17 protein-coding genes are annotated in these 20,739 nt (G+C 42.2%); 10 read left to right on the top strand and 7 right to left on the bottom strand.

Annotated features, from left to right (window positions below; genetic code table 11):
- Positions 1-45 precede the first annotated feature (45 nt).
- Positions 46-408: a DNA-binding transcriptional regulator Fis gene (fis, locus tag B2863_RS05205; RefSeq protein ID WP_238069125.1), complete on the top strand. Its 363-nt coding sequence runs from the start codon at positions 46-48 to the stop codon at positions 406-408.
- A gap of 149 nt (positions 409-557) precedes the next feature.
- Positions 558-2,138, top strand: a complete 1,581-nt coding sequence (gene purH / locus B2863_RS05210) for a bifunctional phosphoribosylaminoimidazolecarboxamide formyltransferase/IMP cyclohydrolase (protein ID WP_191114947.1) — start codon at positions 558-560, stop codon at positions 2,136-2,138.
- A gap of 181 nt (positions 2,139-2,319) precedes the next feature.
- Here the strand turns inward: purH and B2863_RS05215 are convergent, their stop codons facing one another.
- Positions 2,320-4,194 (bottom strand): SurA N-terminal domain-containing protein, encoded by a 1,875-nt coding sequence (locus B2863_RS05215; RefSeq protein WP_296208001.1) that lies wholly within the window; start codon positions 4,192-4,194, stop codon positions 2,320-2,322.
- Between the two features lie 351 nt (positions 4,195-4,545).
- Positions 4,546-4,818 carry an HU family DNA-binding protein gene (locus B2863_RS05220; RefSeq protein WP_045445077.1) on the bottom strand — a complete coding sequence of 91 codons (273 nt, stop codon included), beginning with the start codon at positions 4,816-4,818 and terminating at the stop codon, positions 4,546-4,548.
- A 524-nt stretch (positions 4,819-5,342) separates the two neighbouring features.
- Here B2863_RS05220 and B2863_RS05225 point away from each other — a divergent pair.
- The 8 genes from B2863_RS05225 to fdx all read left to right on the top strand — a co-directional run bounded on the left by B2863_RS05225 (position 5,343) and on the right by fdx (position 12,507).
- Positions 5,343-5,987, top strand: coding sequence for a hypothetical protein (locus B2863_RS05225; RefSeq protein WP_296208003.1), 645 nt, complete (start codon positions 5,343-5,345; stop codon positions 5,985-5,987).
- 395 nt (positions 5,988-6,382) lie between these two features.
- Positions 6,383-6,892, top strand: a complete 510-nt coding sequence (locus B2863_RS05230) for an Rrf2 family transcriptional regulator (protein WP_057759222.1) — start codon at positions 6,383-6,385, stop codon at positions 6,890-6,892.
- Complete coding sequence (locus B2863_RS05235; protein ID WP_057759220.1) at positions 6,889-8,115, top strand: IscS subfamily cysteine desulfurase; 1,227 nt, start codon at positions 6,889-6,891, stop codon at positions 8,113-8,115. The genes B2863_RS05230 and B2863_RS05235 overlap by 4 nt, the downstream gene beginning before the upstream one ends.
- Before the next feature lie 154 nt (positions 8,116-8,269).
- Entirely contained in the window at positions 8,270-8,680 is a 411-nt protein-coding gene (gene iscU, locus B2863_RS05240) for a Fe-S cluster assembly scaffold IscU (protein WP_057759218.1), read from the top strand.
- Between the two features lie 231 nt (positions 8,681-8,911).
- Complete coding sequence (iscA, locus tag B2863_RS05245) at positions 8,912-9,232, top strand: iron-sulfur cluster assembly protein IscA (protein ID WP_021814983.1); 321 nt, start codon at positions 8,912-8,914, stop codon at positions 9,230-9,232.
- A gap of 175 nt (positions 9,233-9,407) precedes the next feature.
- The gene (gene hscB / locus B2863_RS05250) at positions 9,408-9,989 is read left to right on the top strand and encodes a Fe-S protein assembly co-chaperone HscB (protein WP_296208007.1); all 582 of its coding nucleotides are present in this window, start codon (positions 9,408-9,410) and stop codon (positions 9,987-9,989) included.
- A 209-nt stretch (positions 9,990-10,198) separates the two neighbouring features.
- The gene (gene hscA / locus B2863_RS05255) at positions 10,199-12,082 is read left to right on the top strand and encodes a Fe-S protein assembly chaperone HscA (protein ID WP_296208009.1); all 1,884 of its coding nucleotides are present in this window, start codon (positions 10,199-10,201) and stop codon (positions 12,080-12,082) included.
- 86 nt (positions 12,083-12,168) lie between these two features.
- The gene (gene fdx, locus B2863_RS05260) at positions 12,169-12,507 is read left to right on the top strand and encodes an ISC system 2Fe-2S type ferredoxin (RefSeq protein WP_057759211.1); all 339 of its coding nucleotides are present in this window, start codon (positions 12,169-12,171) and stop codon (positions 12,505-12,507) included.
- A gap of 97 nt (positions 12,508-12,604) precedes the next feature.
- Here fdx and B2863_RS05265 read toward each other — a convergent pair whose 3' ends face one another.
- The 5 genes from B2863_RS05265 to B2863_RS05285 all read right to left on the bottom strand — a co-directional run bounded on the left by B2863_RS05265 (position 12,605) and on the right by B2863_RS05285 (position 20,275).
- Positions 12,605-14,026 carry an adenylate/guanylate cyclase domain-containing protein gene (locus tag B2863_RS05265; RefSeq protein ID WP_296208012.1) on the bottom strand — a complete coding sequence of 474 codons (1,422 nt, stop codon included), beginning with the start codon at positions 14,024-14,026 and terminating at the stop codon, positions 12,605-12,607.
- Between the two features lie 310 nt (positions 14,027-14,336).
- Positions 14,337-14,768 carry an HIT domain-containing protein gene (locus B2863_RS05270; protein WP_057759208.1) on the bottom strand — a complete coding sequence of 144 codons (432 nt, stop codon included), beginning with the start codon at positions 14,766-14,768 and terminating at the stop codon, positions 14,337-14,339.
- Between the two features lie 151 nt (positions 14,769-14,919).
- On the bottom strand, positions 14,920-18,630 hold the full coding sequence (mfd, locus tag B2863_RS05275; RefSeq protein WP_296208014.1) for a transcription-repair coupling factor: 3,711 nt from the start codon (positions 18,628-18,630) through the stop codon (positions 14,920-14,922).
- 217 nt (positions 18,631-18,847) lie between these two features.
- Complete coding sequence (gene rraA, locus B2863_RS05280; protein WP_414706889.1) at positions 18,848-19,366, bottom strand: ribonuclease E activity regulator RraA; 519 nt, start codon at positions 19,364-19,366, stop codon at positions 18,848-18,850.
- 207 nt (positions 19,367-19,573) lie between these two features.
- Positions 19,574-20,275, bottom strand: coding sequence for an NAD-dependent epimerase/dehydratase family protein (locus B2863_RS05285; RefSeq protein WP_296208019.1), 702 nt, complete (start codon positions 20,273-20,275; stop codon positions 19,574-19,576).
- Positions 20,276-20,739 lie beyond the last annotated feature (464 nt).

The raw sequence follows: 20,739 nt of genomic DNA on the forward strand, positions 1-20,739 counted from the left end.
ACCCCTCACAATCAGAATTTTTCTTCATCTCAAGGATATTATTTTATGGCACCTCATGCACAGCATAATGCCAATCATTTTGCTAAAAGCTCTGAGCACCCTGCCGATTATAATAAAGACGAATACCAACCACCTACGCACGGCTTTGATTTTGCTAGTCAACACTATACAAATAGTGCGCAGCAACCTCTACGGGTTCATGTAGAGCGTGTGGTACGTCAGTACTTTGCGATGCTAGGAGATGAGATGCCCACTGATTTATATGAATTGATTTTGAAGCAAGTTGAAGAGCCTCTCTTGTCTGTCGTTCTAGAAAAAACAAGGGGCAACCAAACCAAATGTGCTCAGATATTAGGTCTGAATCGAGGCACCTTGCGCAAAAAAATGAAGACCTATGATTTAATGTAGCATTGTTATATGAGCTTACCCATCATCATTGACTATCATTATGTATGGCAATTAAATGTTCCGCGCTTTATCTATCATGATACGGCATACCGTTGTCATCATCACCTTGCCAGACGTTTACGTCAGGCTTTTTTTATGGAAAATTTCTTATGAGTACAACCCCACTTGCCCTACTATCGGTCTCCGATAAGTCTAATATCGTCGAGTTTGCTCAAGGCCTTCTCAAAGCAGGTTTTGGTTTATTATCTACTGGCGGTACTTATCGCTTGCTCACAGAAAACAATGTCGACGTGACTGAAGTATCAGATTACACAGGCTTTCCTGAAATGATGGATGGCCGTGTTAAAACGCTACATCCTAAGATTCACGGTGGCATTCTAGGACGCCGCGGTACAGATGATGCAGTTATGAGTGATCATTCGATCGAACGTATCGACTTGGTCGTCGTGAACTTATATCCGTTTGCTGAAACGATCGCACGTGCGGATGTGACTATGAACGACGCTATCGAAAACATCGATATTGGCGGCCCTACCATGGTACGTTCAGCGGCGAAAAACCATGCTCATGTAGGTATCGTCACTGATCCAGCTGATTATGACCGTGTACTTAACGCCTTAGACGGTGGTACTGAACTGACGACTGCTTTACGTTATGACTTGGCAGTAAAGGCGTTTGAACATACGGCACAGTACGACGGTATGATTGCCAACTTCTTAGGTAGCCGTGTCAACGACACTCAAGAGCCAGAAAACTTCCCACGTACATTCAATGTACAGCTTGAAAAAGCACAAGACCTACGCTATGGCGAAAACCCGCATCAAAACGCGGCTTTCTATACTGAAAACCAGCCTTTAAAAAGCAAACAAGCTTCAATCGCAACAGCTAAACAGTTACAAGGCAAAGCATTGTCTTATAACAACATCGCTGATACCGATGCTGCGCTTGAGTGCGTTAAAGCTTTCAGCACGCCTGCTTGCGTTATCGTTAAGCATGCCAACCCTTGCGGTGTCGCGGTTGATAATGACCAAGTAGCTGCTTATCGTACTGCTTTTAGCACCGATCCTGAATCGTCTTTTGGCGGTATCATCGCATTCAACCGTCCGTTGACGCTTGCTGCTGCAAAAGCCATTATCGACAATCAGTTCGTAGAAGTAATCATTGCACCTAGTATCGAAGACGGTGTACTTGAAGCGACAGCTACTAAGAAAAACGTACGTGTATTGGTATGCGGCGAGCTACCAGCACCAGATCAGCGTGATATCCAACTTGACTATAAGCGCGTTAACGGTGGCCTACTGGTACAAGAGCAAGATCTTGGTTTAATCACGGCTAACGACCTAAAAATCGTCACTGATGTACAACCAACTGAAGCGCAAGTGGCAGATCTACTGTTTAGCTGGAACGTAGCAAAATACGTCAAATCTAACGCCATTGTCTACGCAAAAGGCCAACGTACTATCGGTGTTGGCGCAGGCCAAATGAGCCGCGTTAACTCAGCACGTATTGCGGCTATCAAAGCAGAACATGCTGGACTAGCAACTGAAGGCGCTGTTATGGCATCAGATGCGTTCTTCCCTTTCCGTGATGGTATCGACAATGCTGCTGAAGTAGGTATCTCTGCTATCATTCAGCCAGGTGGCTCTATGCGTGATGACGAGACCATTGCTGCTGCTAATGAGCATGGTATCGCGATGGTATTCACGGGTATGCGCCATTTCCGCCATTAAACAATCACCTATTAGTTTAAGACTGGAATTAGTCGCAGCAATTGTATTTATTACTGCGACTAATTTTTAGTCTCTATAATATTCGTGATAATTATAGTTAAAGCATCATCCAAAAAAAAGCCACTGTATCAATTGATACAGTGGCTTTTTTAATATCTAAGAATAATAAACTAGCAAATACTTAGCGTCCTTGTGCATTTGCCATATTGCTTTCATTAATCTCAACCGTATATACCATACGTAGATAATCTAAATAGTCTTGCAGCTGGTCTTGGCCTAAATTGTCACGGATAATACTGGCTGTTTGCGCTCTTTGCATATCAGACAGTGGCGACTGCTGCTCAGTTTTAATACGGTCTCCAACCAATAGCGTTGCACCCATCTCAGTCTCGCTAGCGATCGCGACAACACCGTTATCAGCGGCTTGCTGGCTAAATGCCAATCCACGCTCTTTGTCTGTTAGCTGCGTCGTTTGACGGTTAATCTCACCCAGTGCTTGGAAGCTTACCGACTGCTTACTGATATCAGCTGGCGTCTTGATACTAGCAGCCAATGCTTTAGCGTCTTTTAAAGCTAATGCTGTCGCTTTCTGCTGACGGAGTATTTGAGTGATTCTTGGAGTTGCATTTGCTAGAGCAAGCGTCTTAGTAGGACGATAATTGCTTGGCTGTAACCATACAGTACCGTTGCCAACTTCTACGCCCGCCGTTACCGCTTGATCTTGAATAGTAAACTCATCAAATGCCTGTTTAACCACTGCTGGTTGCGGTAGTGCAGACTTATTATTCACTTTACGATAATCTTTGATACGCTTTAGACTTACATTTTCTTGCTGTGCAATATCTTCGATACTGAAACCATCTGCTGCCAAATCATTGATTGATGTCACTTTATCAGCATAGATTTCCTGACGTTTATACTCTTTTGCTTTCGCAGTCAGCTCATCACGCATACTGTCTAGACTTGGAATCTTTTTACCATTGTCTTCAGTAACCGTAAATATCTGATAACCAAAGCTGGTTTTGATAGGTGCAGTCACATCACCAACGCTCAACCCTTCTAGTGCCTCTTGCACCGTATCTGCATCACTGCCAAACACTGACGGATTAAAGCGTCCGATATCACCACCTGTTTCTCCTGATGGATCGTCCGACTCTGCTTTAGCAAGCGCAGCAAACGCTTCACCTTTATTCAGACGTGCTTTCACTTTATCGGCTCGTGTCTTAGCATCTTTACCAGTAAACAGAATCTGACTGACTTTACGCTCATCAGTAGCCGCGATGCTTTGTTTATAAGCTTCGTACTGTTGCTGCAACTCTTCTGCCGTTACTTCATCAACCTTGATAGTTTGCGGGCTAAGCTGGATATACGCCAAGTCAACCATCGCTGCACTTTTCAATGTGTCTTTGTTAGCATCATAATAGGATTGAATGTCTGTTTTGCTAAGCTTAACTTTGTCAGCATAGTCTTGCCAATTAAAGCGATGCACCCAAACGTTGCGCGACTCAAGTTGCAAATCAATTAATTGACTGACCGCTTGCATAGGATAGACGGCCGTCCCAACGATACTGGCGTTTAATTGATCCAAGCTTAACTGATTGCGAAATTCTGCAAATAGCTGGTTTTTAGTCATGCCGCGCTGACGCAAGAAGTTTGAAAACTGATCGTTTGAAAAGTTACCCTCTGCATCTTGGAATATTTCTTCTTGACGCAGCAGACGATTGATCGTGTCGTCAGACACGGTCATACCAAGCTTGCCTGCTTGCTGCTCTAACAACGTACGGTCGATTAGACCTTTTAATACTTGCTCATGAAGCACATCTTCATTTAACAAGCTGGCATCTTCGACTTGCTCTAGCACTTCAGAACGACGGCTATTGACAGCAGTTTGATACTCGGACATTCCTACGCTTGCCTCACCTACCTGCGCAATCTGGTTGGGATCGACGTTGCCGCCAAAATAGCTTTCGACACCCAAGAGAGCGAGCGGCGATAGGCATAAAATCAATAAAATGCGACCTGGCCAGCTTTTTAAGAAATCGCGCAATTTATCCATAGTTATCTCTGCTTTATTAACCTATATTGATGAAAAACCATTGTAATACTGTTAGGAGCTGTTAAGTGCAACCTGCCAACATCAGTACTATTTAAGCTAGCAATGGTAAGAGTAAGAGCGTATGCATTTTATAGTAAAAAACAAAATTTACTAAAGAAATCTGACTTAAATGACACACCTATCGCGCGCCCTATGATACGTGATTTTTCATGCAGACTCAAAATATTCACGACGCATGATACAAACTATAGCGATAAAAAAAGCACCTAAATATTAGGTGCTCTCTTCGATGGTTAGCTCATTACTTCAGCTATAGACCACCGACTATCATTTTATGCTTAAAAAATCGGCTTAGTTCAAGCGCTCTTTTAAGTTTTTACCAGCTTTGAAGCTTGGTACTTTGCTTGCTGGAATGCTTAGCTCTTCGCCAGTCTTAGGATTGCGACCAGTGCGTGCTTTACGGTCTTTCACACTGAAAGTACCAAAGCCAACTAATGAGATGCTATCGCCAGCTTCTAGCGCTTCACCAACACTTTCCATAACAGCGTTTAATGCATCACCAGCTTGGGTTTTATTTAGACCACTTTTGTCTGCGATGCTATCAATTAATTCTGACTTATTCATAAAATTTCCTTCAAGTTTAAGGGGGTAATAAATGCTCACGCCAAGTATTGTAACGCTCTCATGGTGCTTACGCAATAAAAACTACCTAACTGGCGCATTAACAGGTTCTTCTTTGTTATCGTCTTTATATCAAGGCAGCATAAGGAGCGCAAGCGATTTTACATATTTTTGTGCTCTACACTACGTATTTGACACCTAATGTTACGCAAAGCGTTAGGAATTTATATATAACCGAGTCTGCATAACTGAGACGATTGGCTTTCCTATTTTCTACGCTTTGACAGATTTGTCAATTGCCGTCTGTGCATTGCTATACATTAAGTTTGTATATTGCTGGTCATAAATAAGAGTGTCTTTATTGACTGCTAAATTGTAATGTAATAGTTTAGCCACTACAGAAACTAGCGTTACTTTTTATTATAAAGACGTTACTATAAGCAAAATATCACTGCAAGTCTTGGGCAAATACAGACTTCTGTTTGCTCAATATCTAAAACTTGCTAAATAAAAAACGGATTACTTACATGAAGCGTTCTACGTTGTCTCACTCTTTTCTTAATATCATTTTAGTATTTATCGAGTCGGCGCTGACATTACTGTTACGTTTGGATCCTGAATTGCGTAAGGCCGCTTATCCGCTCGCCAAGCAAGGCACCGTGGTGGCGCTTCGCTTGTATTTACCGCATGTAGAGGTATTTGCCACGTTTAGTACCAAAGGCGTGTTACTAGATGCGCAACTGCCGATTGGTCGTAGTGAGCCTGACGTGGTTATCAACGCTTATAGCATTCAAGTTATCAACGCCATCACGACTCATGATAGCGAAACCACCGAAAAGCTACAGATGCGCGGTGAGTCGATTCAAGTACAACTGGTCAAACAGTTTATTATGCAACTTGGGCTTGGCAGCTTGATTCAAGGACTGATTAAAAAGATAAAGGGTGATAAAAATAAAACCAAACCTACCGAAGCTGACTTGGAAGAAAAAAAGAACAACTACAAACTTCGTATTAAAGAACAGCAAACACAGATTAATACCTTAACTATCAAAAATCGTGAACTTGAAACAACCGTAAAAGAGCTTCAAAGCAAACAAAAGACGTTGATGATTGTCACTGTTGTCGCGCTTGTCATTATGATCGGCTCAATCATCGCACTATTAATGAATTAGTTTTGGTTCGCTGAATTACCTACAAATAAGCGTTCAATGTCTTCTATAGATATTGAACGCTTATTTTTTACTTCGTTAAATGTATCTGTAGCAGACAAATGAAGCTACTTATGTCTCACTCATATATCTCTTCTAAACATCATTGTTTTTATCAATTACAGCAATAAGCTTGATTAACCATTGAACCACACTTTAATCTTGACTAAATTACTCGGGATTAAGTATAATTACCTTAATCGTTGCACACATCGGGTTAATCATCTGTTGTTCAATAACGATAAGACAAAACTTAGCTGACGTATTATTGGTTGCTCTTTTTATCTTATGAGTACTTATTAAGACTTTTGGCTAAGATCGTTGTTAAACATAAATGACATCAAGTTTGGAGATAACACATGCGTTTGACTACTCGGGGCAGATATGCTGTTACCGCATTATTAGATTTGGCATTGCAGACTAGCCAACAAGACAGTGCTGTATCATTATCCGATATCGCCAAACGGCAATCGATTTCAATCTCGTATCTTGAACAGTTATTTTCTAAACTCCGTAAACGCGGCCTTGTCACTAGTATTCGCGGTGCGGCAGGTGGTTATCACCTAGCTAAGCCATTGAATGAGATAGATGTGATGAGCATCATATCTGCGGTTGATGAGTCAGTAAACGCGATGCAGTGTGAAGGACGCGGTGACTGTCAAGGTGGTACAATGTGCCTAACTCACGATCTGTGGTGTGCACTATCAAATCATATCGAACAGTACTTGAAAAATATAACATTAGCGCAATTATTAGATATGGAAAACGTGCAGTCAGTCTCAGAGCGTCAGCACACCTCTACAAAAGATATTTCCATAAAAGACATTAATACTATTACTCTATCGAACAGCGAGGCAAACCCAGCATGAGCCAACATAACAACCTTATATACTTAGATTATGCCGCCACTACCCCAGTTGCTAAATCAGTAGCTGCTAAAATGAGCGAGTATTTGACTGTAGATGGTGTCTTTGGTAACCCAGCTTCACGCTCACATGGTTACGGCTGGCAAGCGGAAGAAGCAGTAGAAACTGCTCGCGGTCAAGTTGCTGAAGTAATCAACGCTGATCCACGCGAAATCGTCTTTACTTCTGGTGCGACTGAGTCTGACAACCTAGCCATTAAAGGTGCAGCACATTTTTATCAGTCTCGTGGCAAACATATCATTACCAGTAAAATTGAACACAAAGCTGTATTAGATACCTGCCGTGAGCTTGAGCAAGAAGGTTTTGAGATTACATATCTTGAACCACAGCCAAGCACAGGCCTTATCCTGCCAGAGCAAGTAAAAGAAGCACTACGTGATGATACGATTTTAGTATCACTTATGATGGTAAACAATGAGCTTGGTACTATTACTGATGTTGCAGCGATTGGTGAAATCACTCGCGAAGCTGGCGTAGTTTTCCATGTTGATGGCGCACAGTCTGTTGGTAAAGTAAAAATCAATCTTGAAGAAATGAAAATTGATTTGATGAGCTTCTCAGGTCATAAAGCATACGGCCCTAAAGGTATCGGCGCATTGTTTGTTCGTCGTAAGCCACGTATTCGCTTGAAAGCTGAGCAACATGGCGGTGGTCATGAGCGCGGTATGCGTTCAGGTACACTACCAACGCATCAGATCGTTGGCCTAGGCGCAGCATTTGCTTTAGCTAATGAAAGCTACGAAGCTGACCATGCACATGCAGCTAAATTACGTCAAAAACTTTGGGATGGCCTACAAGATATCGAAGAGATTTACTTAAACGGTGATCTCGAGAATAGCGTACCAAACATTGTAAACATCAGCTTCAACTTCGTTGAAGGCGAGTCATTGATGATGTCACTTAAGGACTTAGCTGTATCATCAGGTTCAGCTTGTACGTCAGCGACGCTTGAGCCATCGTATGTACTACGTGCAATCGGTCGCCCAGATGAATTGGCACATAGCTCAATCCGTTTCAGCTTCGGCCGTTATACCACTGATGAAGACATCGACACTGTTATCAAACAGATGCATGAAGCCGTTGACAAACTACGTGCCCTATCACCACTTTGGGATATGTACCAAGAAGGTGTTGATCTAAATTCAGTCGAGTGGGCTGAGCATTAATTTCTAATATAGCTTTTTAGTATAGCTAGCAATATATATTTATTAAACAATTGATCAGACAATTAAATTAAGCGTTTGACCCCAATTATCGATGAGTAGTTAGACATTTAAAGTTGATAAACGACTACTCATCATCTAACTAGGAGAAAACCCCATGGCCTATAGTGACCAAGTTATTGATCATTACGAAAACCCACGCAACGTTGGTAATCTTGATAAAAATGCCAAGAACGTTGGTACCGGTATGGTCGGTGCCCCAGCATGTGGCGATGTAATGCGTCTACAAATCCAAGTCGACGATAATGGTATTATCGAAGATGCACGTTTCAAGACTTATGGCTGCGGTTCAGCGATTGCTTCAAGCTCGCTTGTTACTGAGTGGCTAAAAGGCAAGAGCTTGGATCAAGCTGGCGAAATCAAAAACAACGATATCGCTCAAGAGCTAGCATTACCACCAGTAAAAGTGCATTGCTCTGTACTTGCAGAAGACGCCATCAAAGCCGCTATTAGCGACTATAAAGGTAAACATGGCGTAGCAGCTCCAGCAGAAGAAGCTGCGATCTAAATTAAGTTAGGCTAAGCCTGCTAGCGTATGCGCTACGTTGTACTAGCAACGCTAAAGTAGCAATGTGTAATCGCTACTGACGCTAAAGAGGTGACAATGACACTTATGTAATTGTCACCTTTTGTTTTCTAATAGTCGCAAGCCTATGGTTTTGGCAATCTTGTAATTTTGGTTGTCAGTTTATCTAGATTTTTTATTGATATTTATGATTAATAGTCAATGGGAGTTGGCATGATTGAAATGACAGAACGCGCCGCTCAGCATGTTCGAGACTTTTTGGACAATCGCGGCAAAGGCGAAGGCATTCGAGTTGGTATCCGTACGGCGGGTTGCTCGGGCTTGGCTTACGTTTTAGAGTTTGTAGATACCCCTGATGAAAACGACACGCGCTATGAAAGTCGCGGCGTTAGCATTTTCATTGATCCTAAAAGCCTAGTATATTTAGACGGCTTGTTGATGGATTACGAAAAAGAAGGTTTAAACGAAGGCTTTAAATTCACCAACCCTAACCAGAAAGGTGAATGTGGTTGCGGTGAGTCCTTTACAGTTTAATTGTTCAATGGCTGAAAACTGATAGATTTATGCTTCAATAAACTTTCATAAGAACAGTACAGTATCTCTGCTATCGCTATGAAAAATGGCTAATTTAGTTAGGTAGCCAAGCGATTCAGATATTCTTAGCTAGGTCATGACTTCAAAAATAAATAAAAAAGCAAGGCATCAGATTATGACAGATATTACTTTAGAACCACAGTTTGATAACTTCTTTGCCCTATTTGAGCAGCCTGTACAATTTGAAATTAACCAAAGCAGTCTAGAGCAACGTTTGCGCCTGCTGCAGAAACGCTATCATCCTGATAATGTTGCCAAAAATCAGACCGATATGGTTCAAGCACAGTTGCAGTCTGAAAAAGCGTCGGCTTTAATTAATCAAGCGTATCAAACGCTAAGCGCTCCTGATAGCCGTGCTGGTTATTTATTAGACATGGCAGATCAAGCACAAAACATAGAGCACTCAATCGCAGATTTAGACTTTTTGGAAGATGCGATGCAGATGCGTATGGATCTAGATGATGCTATCGAAGACAAAGATCTTGTAGCCTTGCAGCAATTACATCCTCAAATTACAAATCGTCTAGCAAATCAATCTGAACGCTTCAATAATGCTTATCAAAATCAAGATTGGCAAACAGCGATTGATGCGACACAGAAGCTAAAATTTTTAGTTAAGCTAAATGCTGATGTGACGACGGGGCTTGATGACGTTGCAAATTCATCGCATTCAGATGACGATGACTTATACGTCTAAGCATCTGTGGTTATGGCCCTCTCTAACAAGCTAAATTCTATATATTTGGTTAAAATAGTGACCGTGATACCGTATAATCTTTGAGTCTAAGCGCATCAAACTGTCAGAATCCATATACCATGGAATGAGATTACCGACGTTAAGCTCTTGTACTGCATATGCTATATTTGCTCTATTTCACTTATTCATTTTATCTCTGAGTTATCCTTATGTCTTTAATGCAAATTGCTGAACCCAATCAAAGCGCTCAACCTCACCAACATAAATTTGGCTTGGGCATCGACCTCGGTACTACACGCTCGTTGGTTGCTGTGGTGCGTTCAGGTAAGGCACAAGTCTTAGAGGCAGGCGCAGCGACAGATACATTATTACCGTCTGTTGTCTATTATCCAGCTACTGGTACGCCATTGGTTGGCTATGACGCTCTAGCGCATTTAGCGGATGATCCAAAAAATACGATCGTCTCGGCTAAGCGTTTTATGGGTCGTAGTCAAGCTGATATCAAATTCTCTCATCCTTATGAGCTGTCTGGTAACAAAGACGATATGCCCGCCTTTGTAACGGCTCAAGGTGAGGTTTCCCCTGTTGCAGTATCGGCGCGTATACTAGCCGCTCTTGAGCAACGTGCAGCGAGTGCTTTACCTGCAGATAGCATTGAAGGTGCCGTAATTACGGTTCCCGCTTATTTTGATGAAGCACAGCGCCAAGCAACTAAAGATGCCGCTCAAGCAGCGGGTATCAACGTACTTCGCTTGTTGAATGAACCAACAGCGGCGGCAGTCGCCTATGGTCTTGACCAATCATCAGAAGACAGTAAGAAAGAAAGCTATTACTTAATCTATGATTTGGGTGGTGGTACTTTTGACGTCTCTATCTTAAAGCTTACAGACGGTGTCTTTGAAGTGTTGGCAACTGGTGGTAATAGCGCACTAGGCGGTGATGATATCGATCGTCTTATTACCAATTGGATTATTAAACAATTAAATATCGATCCAAAAGACGTAAGCCTGCATGACAAATCAATACTAGCTCAACAAGCCAAGGCTTATAAACAAGCACTGACTGACGTTGAGCAAGTAGATATCAATCTCACGGTCAATGGTCAGTCTTATCAAGGCGTATTAAGCCGTACAGATGTGCTAACTATCGTAGAACCTGTCAGTCGCCGTACGCTAAGCGTGTGCGAACAAGTCCTACGCGATGCCAAGCTGTCTACTACAGATCTAGATGAAATTATCTTAGTGGGCGGCTCGACTCGTATGCCTGCCGTACAGCAAGTCGTGACTGAGTTTTTCGCTAAGCAGCCACTTTGTCGTCTGAATCCAGATGAAGTTGTTGCTTTAGGTGCTGCCCAGACTGCTCATCAATTGGTCAATGGTGATAGTGATAATAATTTATTGTTATTGGACGTGACGCCATTATCATTAGGTCTTGAGACCATGGGCGGTTTGGTCGAAGTACTCATCCCACGCAATACACCAATCCCTGTGAAGAAGCGTCAAGTGTTTACCACGTATCAAGATGGTCAAACAGGCATGGTGATTCACGTGGTGCAAGGTGAGCGTGAAACGGTAGAAAACTGTCGCTCACTTGGACGTTTTGAGCTGTATGGTATCCCGCCAATGAAAGCTGGATTTGCTCGTATTGAAGTCACCTTTAGTATTGATGCTAATGGTCAGCTTACTGTCAGTGCGCAAGAAACTACGACCAAAACAGAAAGCAAAATCGAGATTGTGCCTTCTTATGGTCTATCAGATGAGCAAAAAGAACAGTTGCTTGTTGCAGGGTTTAAACACGCAGAAGAAGACAAAAACGCGCGTTCTTTAATTGAGACCAAAGTAGAAGCGGAACGTGAAGTACTTGCCCTAGAGTCGGCACTTAACGAATTTGCAGCGTTGCTTTCTACTGAAGAACAACAGTCACTAGCAGAGCATATACAGGCGCTACGTAACTCTCTTAGCACTGATGATGACTTAGCGCTTATTGAAGCACAACAAGCACAGCTCAAGCCACATAGTGATGCCTTTGCTGCACGTATTATGAATCAAAGCGTCAAGACCAGTATGGCAGGTACTAGTGCCAAAGACTGGTAATAAATACATCGACATATATAGCTTAGCTAACACGTTAAGCTAATTTCTAATATTTTTTAAATTGATTAGCATCGGACAGATAATTTATGCCAAAAGTTACCGTACTACCCCATCACGAAATTTGCCCTGAAGGCGCAGAAGTTGAGTTGCAAGCTGGTGAAAACTTATGCAAAGCACTATTAGAAAAAGGCATTAAAATCGAGCATGCCTGTGAGATGTCGAAAGCTTGTACTACATGCCATGTTGTAGTACGTAAGGGTTTCAACAGTTTAGATGAGATGGATGATATTGAAGCTGATCTACTTGATCGTGCTTGGGGCTTAGAGCCTGACTCACGTCTGTCTTGTCAGGTCATGCTTGATGATGATGACTTGACCATCGAAGTTCCTAAATATACCCTCAATCATGCTAAAGAAAATCATTAAACACTGATGATACTTTCTAGTTAAGATTAAAAAAGGCCAGCTATGTGATAGCTGGCCTTTTTCTATATATGATTTTAATATATTAAGCTTGAAACGTTTACTTGCGATTGGCATCCTCACGTTTACTTTCTGCGGCTATGCCCTTTACAACTTTTTCTTCCTCTTGCTCGATGCGTTCCAGCGCAAAATTTAAACGAGCTCTAATATCTTGATAATCATTGTCTTTCATATCTTTAAAGTTCAAATGCAAATTGAAACCGGGCAATGTGTGGTCAACCCATTTAGATAAATGACCTGTACTGGCACTAGGATCAAGTACTTGCCATGCATCGACCTTTTCATCAATTCCCTTCAAGCAAAATGCGGCAACGTGCTCACACTCATAGTTATGGCATATATAATCGTAAGTGCTTTCACTGACCAATATCTGATCTTTGCCCGCACAGGACTCAAGCCTAGAGGCTAGGTTGGCTTCTTTACCAATGATGGTATAGCTTAATCGACTATTACTACCAAAATTACCAACGTGACAGTAGCCAGTGGTGATACCAACACGTATATATAAGCCTTCAAATCCCATCAACCGCCATTTTTGACGTAAAGTACGCATTTCTCGGCGCATATCAATTGCCATCGCCACACAATCTAGTGCATCTTGACGCGAGCCGCGGCTATTTGGCTCACCAAAGAAACATACCATGCCATCACCAATGAACTTATCAAGCACTGCACCATGCTTATCAGCGATCGACGTCATGCAATGCATATAAGTATTGAGGATGTCTGCCAAGTTGTCAGAACTTAGACTATCAGACAGCTCGGTAAAGCCGACGATATCTGAAAACATGATAGTTATTTTTGCACGTTTATTAGAAACTCTAACAGGGCTATCCGATTTGACAATAGGCTCCCAAATTTGTGGTGGTACAAAACGGGTAAGTTTATTGATTACCGATACCATGGTGTTCAATCGTCCACCAGCCTGATGGGCACGTGCTTTAAAAGTAATATGTTGCTGATAGATACGCCTGAACTGGTACAAAATAACGCCTAAGCTTGCCACCATTACTATCAATGGTAATAAGCCTTCATCAAAGTCCATACTATTCGTATTTAAGACTGTGCTAACGTAGAAAAACACAATAATGGTCACGACAGATACAGATAACAGTCTGAGGTGATTCTCAGGTCGGCTAAGAATGATACGTACACCAATCAAAGCAGCCAAACTGATTGATATGACCGTACAGCATTGTAACGATCCGATGACAACCGATAATAGAATAATAACGATATTAGACGTCCAAAAGCTAGTCTGGCGTCGGTAGTTGTATATCAGGATCATGAGGCTTGGCAATGTGATAATAACCAATAATGCCATTGAGATAGAGCGGAAGTCGTAGTATATAGCACGTAAAAAAACCGTCAGTATTAACACGAACACTTCTGGGTAGTCAAAATGACATGTGCCTGCGTCCTTTAACGGCGTCATTGGTTTGAATGTCTCTGAGAAGGTCATATGAGATTCACTTGAATAAGGTGAGCTATCTGAGAGACAAAGGCATACTACACTAACATATGTACATTATTTGTCCTTATGACGATTTATCATAAGATATATCTAATAATATATTATACTTTCGAAATAAGTTTAAACAAGGTTACTGATGACTATAAGACGACCTTTTGTCTAGTTTATTCACTGTTTTATAGTTTTATTCAAATTCAATTAAAAAGAGAGACCAGATACACTTAAGTATCTGGCCTCTCTTTTTACATATAGAATTTAAACTCAATCTATTCTTATTGAATGCAGGATAGAATGATAATTACATTTGCCAATCAAACGGCATTTGGTGATGACCACGTAATGCCATCATCAATGTTTGCTGCATTTGCGCCAATACTTCTTTAGTATATGGCACAGCTGGCACACCCCATACTGGGTTTGGCCATTGCATGTCATTTTGATAACGGACAATATGATGGAAATGAAGCTGTGGCACTTGGTTACCAAGAGCGGCTACATTCATTTTATCAGCTTGAAAGGTTTTGGCTAACTGGCTCGACAACCAGCTCGACTCTCGTAAAAACTGTGTTTGGTCTGCCTCAGACAGCTCATATAACTCTTTAATGCCAGATACACGCGGCACCAATATAAGCCAAGGAAATTGGCAGTCATTGATTAAACGACAAGTGGATAATGGAAAATCCCCCACTAAAAAACTATCAGCAGCAAGTTTATGATGAAGTTGGAACATAATGACGGTTCTCTTGTTGTTTAATGCAAATAAAAATACAGAAAGTTAAAAAGTTAGTTTGGCTATTTTATCAGTTATCGGGTTGATAAAATAGCACCATGACTTATTGTCTTAGTATGACTACCTAGCCTACTTGATATCCAGCTATGTACTAAGCAGGCTCTGTCACCATGTGCTCGCTAAAATAGCGCAGCAGCTCTTGTATGACCGTCACACGCTGTTGCGGTGTGGCTAACTTATCGCTATTTTGGTAACGGATACCAGATGCGCCATTCATACGATAATGCTGACCATTTGATTGGATCAATTTAATAATCGCTAACGCATCAACTGGAGTATCTGGCGCAAATTCTAGCGTCATACTAGTACTATTTGCATCAATTTTATTGATCTTGAGCGGCTCTGCTTGTAAGCGTAATCCATGAATGGCGAATAGCTGCTTGGTTTGATCTGGCAGTGCCCCGAAGCGGTCTATCATTTCCGTACGAATATCCGTCAATGCCTCTTTATCATCGGTATTACTAATACGCTTATAGAACAATAAGCGCTGATGCACGTCGTGTAAATACTCTTCTGGAATGAGAGCAGAGCTGTGTAGATTAATTTCACTGGTCAACGACAATGGTGTATTTAAATCAGGCTCCTTGCCAGCTTTAATGGCTTTAGTCGCCCGCTCAAGCATATCCATGTACAAGCTAAAACCAATCGCCTGCATATTGCCACTCTGCTGCTTACCCAATATCTCCCCTGCACCGCGAATCTCTAAATCCTCACTTGCCAGCATAAAGCCTGCACCTAAAGTATTGGCACGCTCAATCGCATGCAAACGGCGCTTGGCATCACCTTTGAGGCCTTTCAGAGAAGGCACTAGTAAGTAACAATACGCTTGATGATGACTACGTCCTACTCGGCCGCGCAGCTGATGTAATTGCGCAAGACCAAACTTATCAGCGCGCTCAATGATAATCGTATTGGCATTGGGCACATCAATACCTGTCTCGATAATGGTAGAGCAAACCAACACGTTGAACTTTTTATGATAAAACTGCTGCATGATCTGCTCAAGTTGGCGCTCTTGCATTTGCCCATGAGCTACTCCTACTCGTGCTTCTGGCACTAGGTCACGAATAGTCTCTGCCATGCGCTCAATACTGGCAACATCATTGTGTAGCAGATAGACCTGCCCACCACGTAATAACTCACGCAATATGGCTTCTTTCATCAGGGCTTCTGTCTTTTGCATCACAAAAGTTTTGATGGCAAGACGACGGGCAGGCGGTGTGGCGATAATCGACATGTCACGCATACCTGAGAGCGCCATATTAAGCGTTCTAGGGATCGGAGTCGCCGTCATAGACATGCTGTCGACATCAGTCTGGATGGCCTTGATACGCTCTTTATGACGCACTCCAAAGCGATGCTCTTCATCAACAATCATCAGGCCAAGGTTGGCAAATTTCACATCTGGTTGTAGCAGTTTATGGGTACCAATGACGATGTCCACTTTACCAGCAGCCAAATCAGCCAATACCATTTCTTGATGTTTTTTGCCACCAAAGCGCGACAAGCTCTCGATATGAACGGGCCAATCGGCAAAACGATCGCGGAAGTTGTCTTCATGCTGACCGGCAAGCAATGTGGTAGGCACCAGTACGGCAACCTGATAGCCAGCACTAACGGCAATAAACGCGGCTCGCATCGCGACTTCTGTTTTACCAAAACCAACATCGCCGCAAATGAGACGATCCATCGGCTGGTTTTGTCTCATGTCTTCCATGACTGCATGAATGGCATTGGCTTGGTCGGCAGTTTCTTCAAAAGCAAACTGGCTAGCGAATAACTCATACTGTGATGGGTCTATTTTGAAATGAATTCCAACTTTGGCCTCGCGTCTTGCCTGCATATTGAGCAATTCAGCAGCAACGTCATGAATTTGCTCTAATGCTTTTTGCTTGGCTCGGTCCCATTTACCACTACCAATTTTATGTAGCGGTGCTAACGCTGGATCACCGCCACTATAGCGACTAATCATTTGCAAATTGGCAACTGGCACATAGATACTAGCGTCATCAGAATATTTTAAATGGATAAATTCTTGCTCACCATCGCCCACATCTAAGGTAATTAAGCCATTATAACGACCGATACCATGCTCAATATGTACCACTGGACTGCCATCTGTTATCTCAGTAACGCTTTTGACCAAGAACTCTTCTGATACCCCGCTTTGGCGACGACGGCGCGTCTGTAAAACTTGACGACCAAACAGTTGTGTCTCACTAATCAACACCAAGCGTTCAGGCACATAGACACCGCGCTCAATTGGCGCTACGGTCAGACCGACATGCGGTAAGTGACTGTTATTAATAGCGCTGGTTTTATCTGCGGCTAAAAATGCCTCAAAGCTATCGTACGCCTTGATATCAATCTTGCCTTTGAACAGTTCGATGAGAATCTCGCGACGGCCTGCGGTTTCTGCAACGATTAATACGGGTGTTGAAGTCTTTGATTGCGTATCCAAGAAGTCGAGCAATTCTGATAATGGTTCAGACTTTTGATGATTGACTGCTAACTGTGGCGGTTCTTGAGCACTTAATGTCACCAGCCCTTGTTGTTTAGTGACACTCGATGGCAATGGTATTTGTGAGGCTTCTATACTTTCTGGCACTGCCACATCATTCATTGTAGCCAGTTCATCACGAGCACTTAATATTACTCTTGGATACTGGTTTAACTGCTCGTTAAGCGCGTTAGATAATAGATACAGCATTGCTGGCTCTACGATAGGCTTATCAATGTCATGGCGACGCTCTTCGTAGCGGCGCTGAATTTGTGACCAGTAATCAGCTTGTTTTTCATTGATTAATTCATCGGTGATAAACAATGCATCACTTGGTAAATAGGAAAATAAACTACTCTCCGCCTCCCAGTCTTTTAAGTCAAAAAATAGCGGCTGATAATACTCTAATCCGCTACTAGCAATCCCTGCCATTACGTCTTTGTGCAGCTCAGACTTACGACTACTGGTATTAGGGAACATCGCAGCAAAGTTCGTGCGAAACGTCTCACGCCCTTCATCAAGTGGAAACTCTTTTGCTGGCAGTATTTGAAATTGCTGAATAGGCTTTGAGATATCTGGCATCTTATGCAGTAACGACAGCGACTCTTTTGCCATGCTGGTATCGTTGCCCGTTAACATCGCTTTGAGATCATCAGCGGTCAATGTGCGCTGGGTTTGAGGATGAAAAAAGCGAATCGTTTCGATTTCATCATCGAACAAGTCTAAACGCAGCGGAAAAGGCTGACCCATGGCAAAAATATCAATAATACTGCCACGCACTGCAAACTCACCTGGTTCAAAGACATTTTCAACAGCGCGGTAGCCTGCCTTTGCCAACAGCCCACGTTGCGTATTGATATCAAACTGATCACCGACACTCAAATCAAAATGCTGACCAATCAGCCAACTTGGCGGTGCAACGCGATGCATCAGCGCCTGTACGGAGATAAGCAGCACACCTGATCTTGGCATATCCGTCAGCAGGTTGATGCGCTCACTAACGATGTCTTGATGCGGAGACAGCTCATCATAAGTCAATGTTTCCCAGTCAGGGAACACATAAGCATCGACTCCGCAAAATGCCAGCTCGGTCTCTATTTGATTGAGTTGGTTTTGGTCACGTGCCACCACGACCTTTAATCGCTCGGCAACATTCCACATAGGTGTTTGAACCAAGCTTGCCAGCCACAAACTGCTGACCGCACCATGGACAGGCGCTAGCCAACGCCGCTCGGCATTTTGGATAGGGAACAACTGCTGGTTAATAGGGTCAAACGCGTCAGTCAGAGCAGTAATAGGCATAAAGAATAGGATCAAAGTTAAGGAGTCAGAAAGCTATTATACGAATATTTGAGCAATTACCAAAACTTATGCCGTAACGGTTTGTCACTTAAGAGTTTACTCATTAATGATTGAGGGTTAACAACGATTATTGCGCTTTAACTGTCGTTACATAACAAAAAACCCCAACTTATCAGCTGAGGTTTTTGTTTTTACTAATCAAGCCAGGCCTAAAGCTTCAGCTGATAAGTGGTTTATCGCTAGCGATGATGCCATTATTATCAGCATAAACAAACATACCCGAATTCAACGTCAAATCACCAAAACTAATTTCGATATCCGTTTGACCTTCATCACGACGAGTTGATTTGCGCGGGATACAACCAAGCGCCATCACGCCAAGATCCATCTCTGCCATGTCATCAACATCGCGAACACAGCCATATACAATAACCCCAGCCCAGCCGTTGTCGATAGCTGATTGTGCAATCATATCGCCTAGTAATGCACAGCGCATAGAGCCGCCACCATCGACGATCAACACTTTCCCATTGCCTTCTTTGTCTTTACCATCGCTATTCAATAGTGACTTAACACGACTATTGTCTTCAAAGCACTTAACCGTCACGATTTCACCGCAGAATTTGTCTTTTGTACCAAACTGACGGAATGACTTGCCTTCGATATTTGGCAAGCATACTTGAGACTCAGGATTGGCATCCAATAGATCACAAGTGACAAAACTTTCTCTATCCATTTGTATCGATTCTGACATTGCTCCTGCTCCTTATTTTAGTGATTCAACTGACTGTTATTCAAATACTTATTGATGCTTTGATAATAGTTATTGTATTTTTTACTCTTGTGTTCTTGTTCTAATGCAATCTTGTTCTGACGCAATTAAAAATCGATATCTATAGATTTCCGTTTTTGAGACTGAGTCTGTCACTAGAAAAAATTTACTTTATTTTTTGACACGAGTCATCGCTAGCATCTGTTTGTTTTCGATAATGTCGATATGCTTAATTTGAGGTTCAGTACGATATTTACTACGATGATAGATATCATGAGCACTCATGGCCATAGCACTGGCAACGCGTTTAGCAGAAATAGGATGTAACGATAGTGACTCTGACACGAGCGGCGAAATGAGTTTAAAGGCTTTTTGACCAAGGCTCTCAAGCGGACGACCTTTATGCTTACCAAGCAATAATGACGGGCGGAAGACGACCAATTGGCCAAAATCTAATGCCATAACAGCCTGCTCTGTCTCAGCCTTGACTCGATTGTATAAAAAACGACTGTCAATATCCGCATTCATTGAGGAGAGTAAAAAGAAATTCTCTACCCTTTTGTCACGACATAACTTGGCAAAATTTACGTTATAGTCTCGATCTACCTTGCGAAAAGCCTCATCACTACCAGCCTGCTTTTTTGTCGTACCCAAACAACTAAAAGCATCCGTAGTTCGATCGGCACCAACACTTGCAAACACTTCAGAGAGATTATCAAAATCATTGATTTGATAAAAACGCATGCTGGCATTAATGTAGCGTGGCGGGCGGCGGGCAATCACAATCAATGTGTCATAAAGCTCACTCAGTTGCTTTACCAAATGCTGCCCTACTAACCCCGTTGCGCCAATCACAATTGCTTTTCGCTGCATACCCTATCCACTTATATAACATTAGATGAACTATATTGATGAGAAAATACCTATATCAAGGTCTATCGTTAGAATATCATACCTAAATTCCTCAATAACTGACGCTATTATATAGGATATATTGTAAGAGATTTTATCAACCCTCTATGTCTGTCAGCGCTTACTATTGATTTAGTTACTAGAATGACCCAAATTCGATGATATTACGTAACTTCTTTGAGCATTAATCATCAAATATATTGTCCTTAGTTCAATAATTTGCTAAGATAATCGGCTTTACACGTCAACGCTGTTTAATTATTCCAAACAGCTCTGGCGCTTACGATGATCTATTCATATTAGATACTTTAATATCAGACATCGACATCATATTTGACGAGACGGCTGCTCGTCACCGATGATTGTTAAACCCATTATTGCAATCAACATTCATATTTTTATCTATCTTTATCAAGGAGATACGC

The sequence above is a fragment of the Psychrobacter sp. UBA3480 genome (assembly GCF_002377945.1).
Taxonomy (GTDB): domain Bacteria; phylum Pseudomonadota; class Gammaproteobacteria; order Pseudomonadales; family Moraxellaceae; genus Psychrobacter.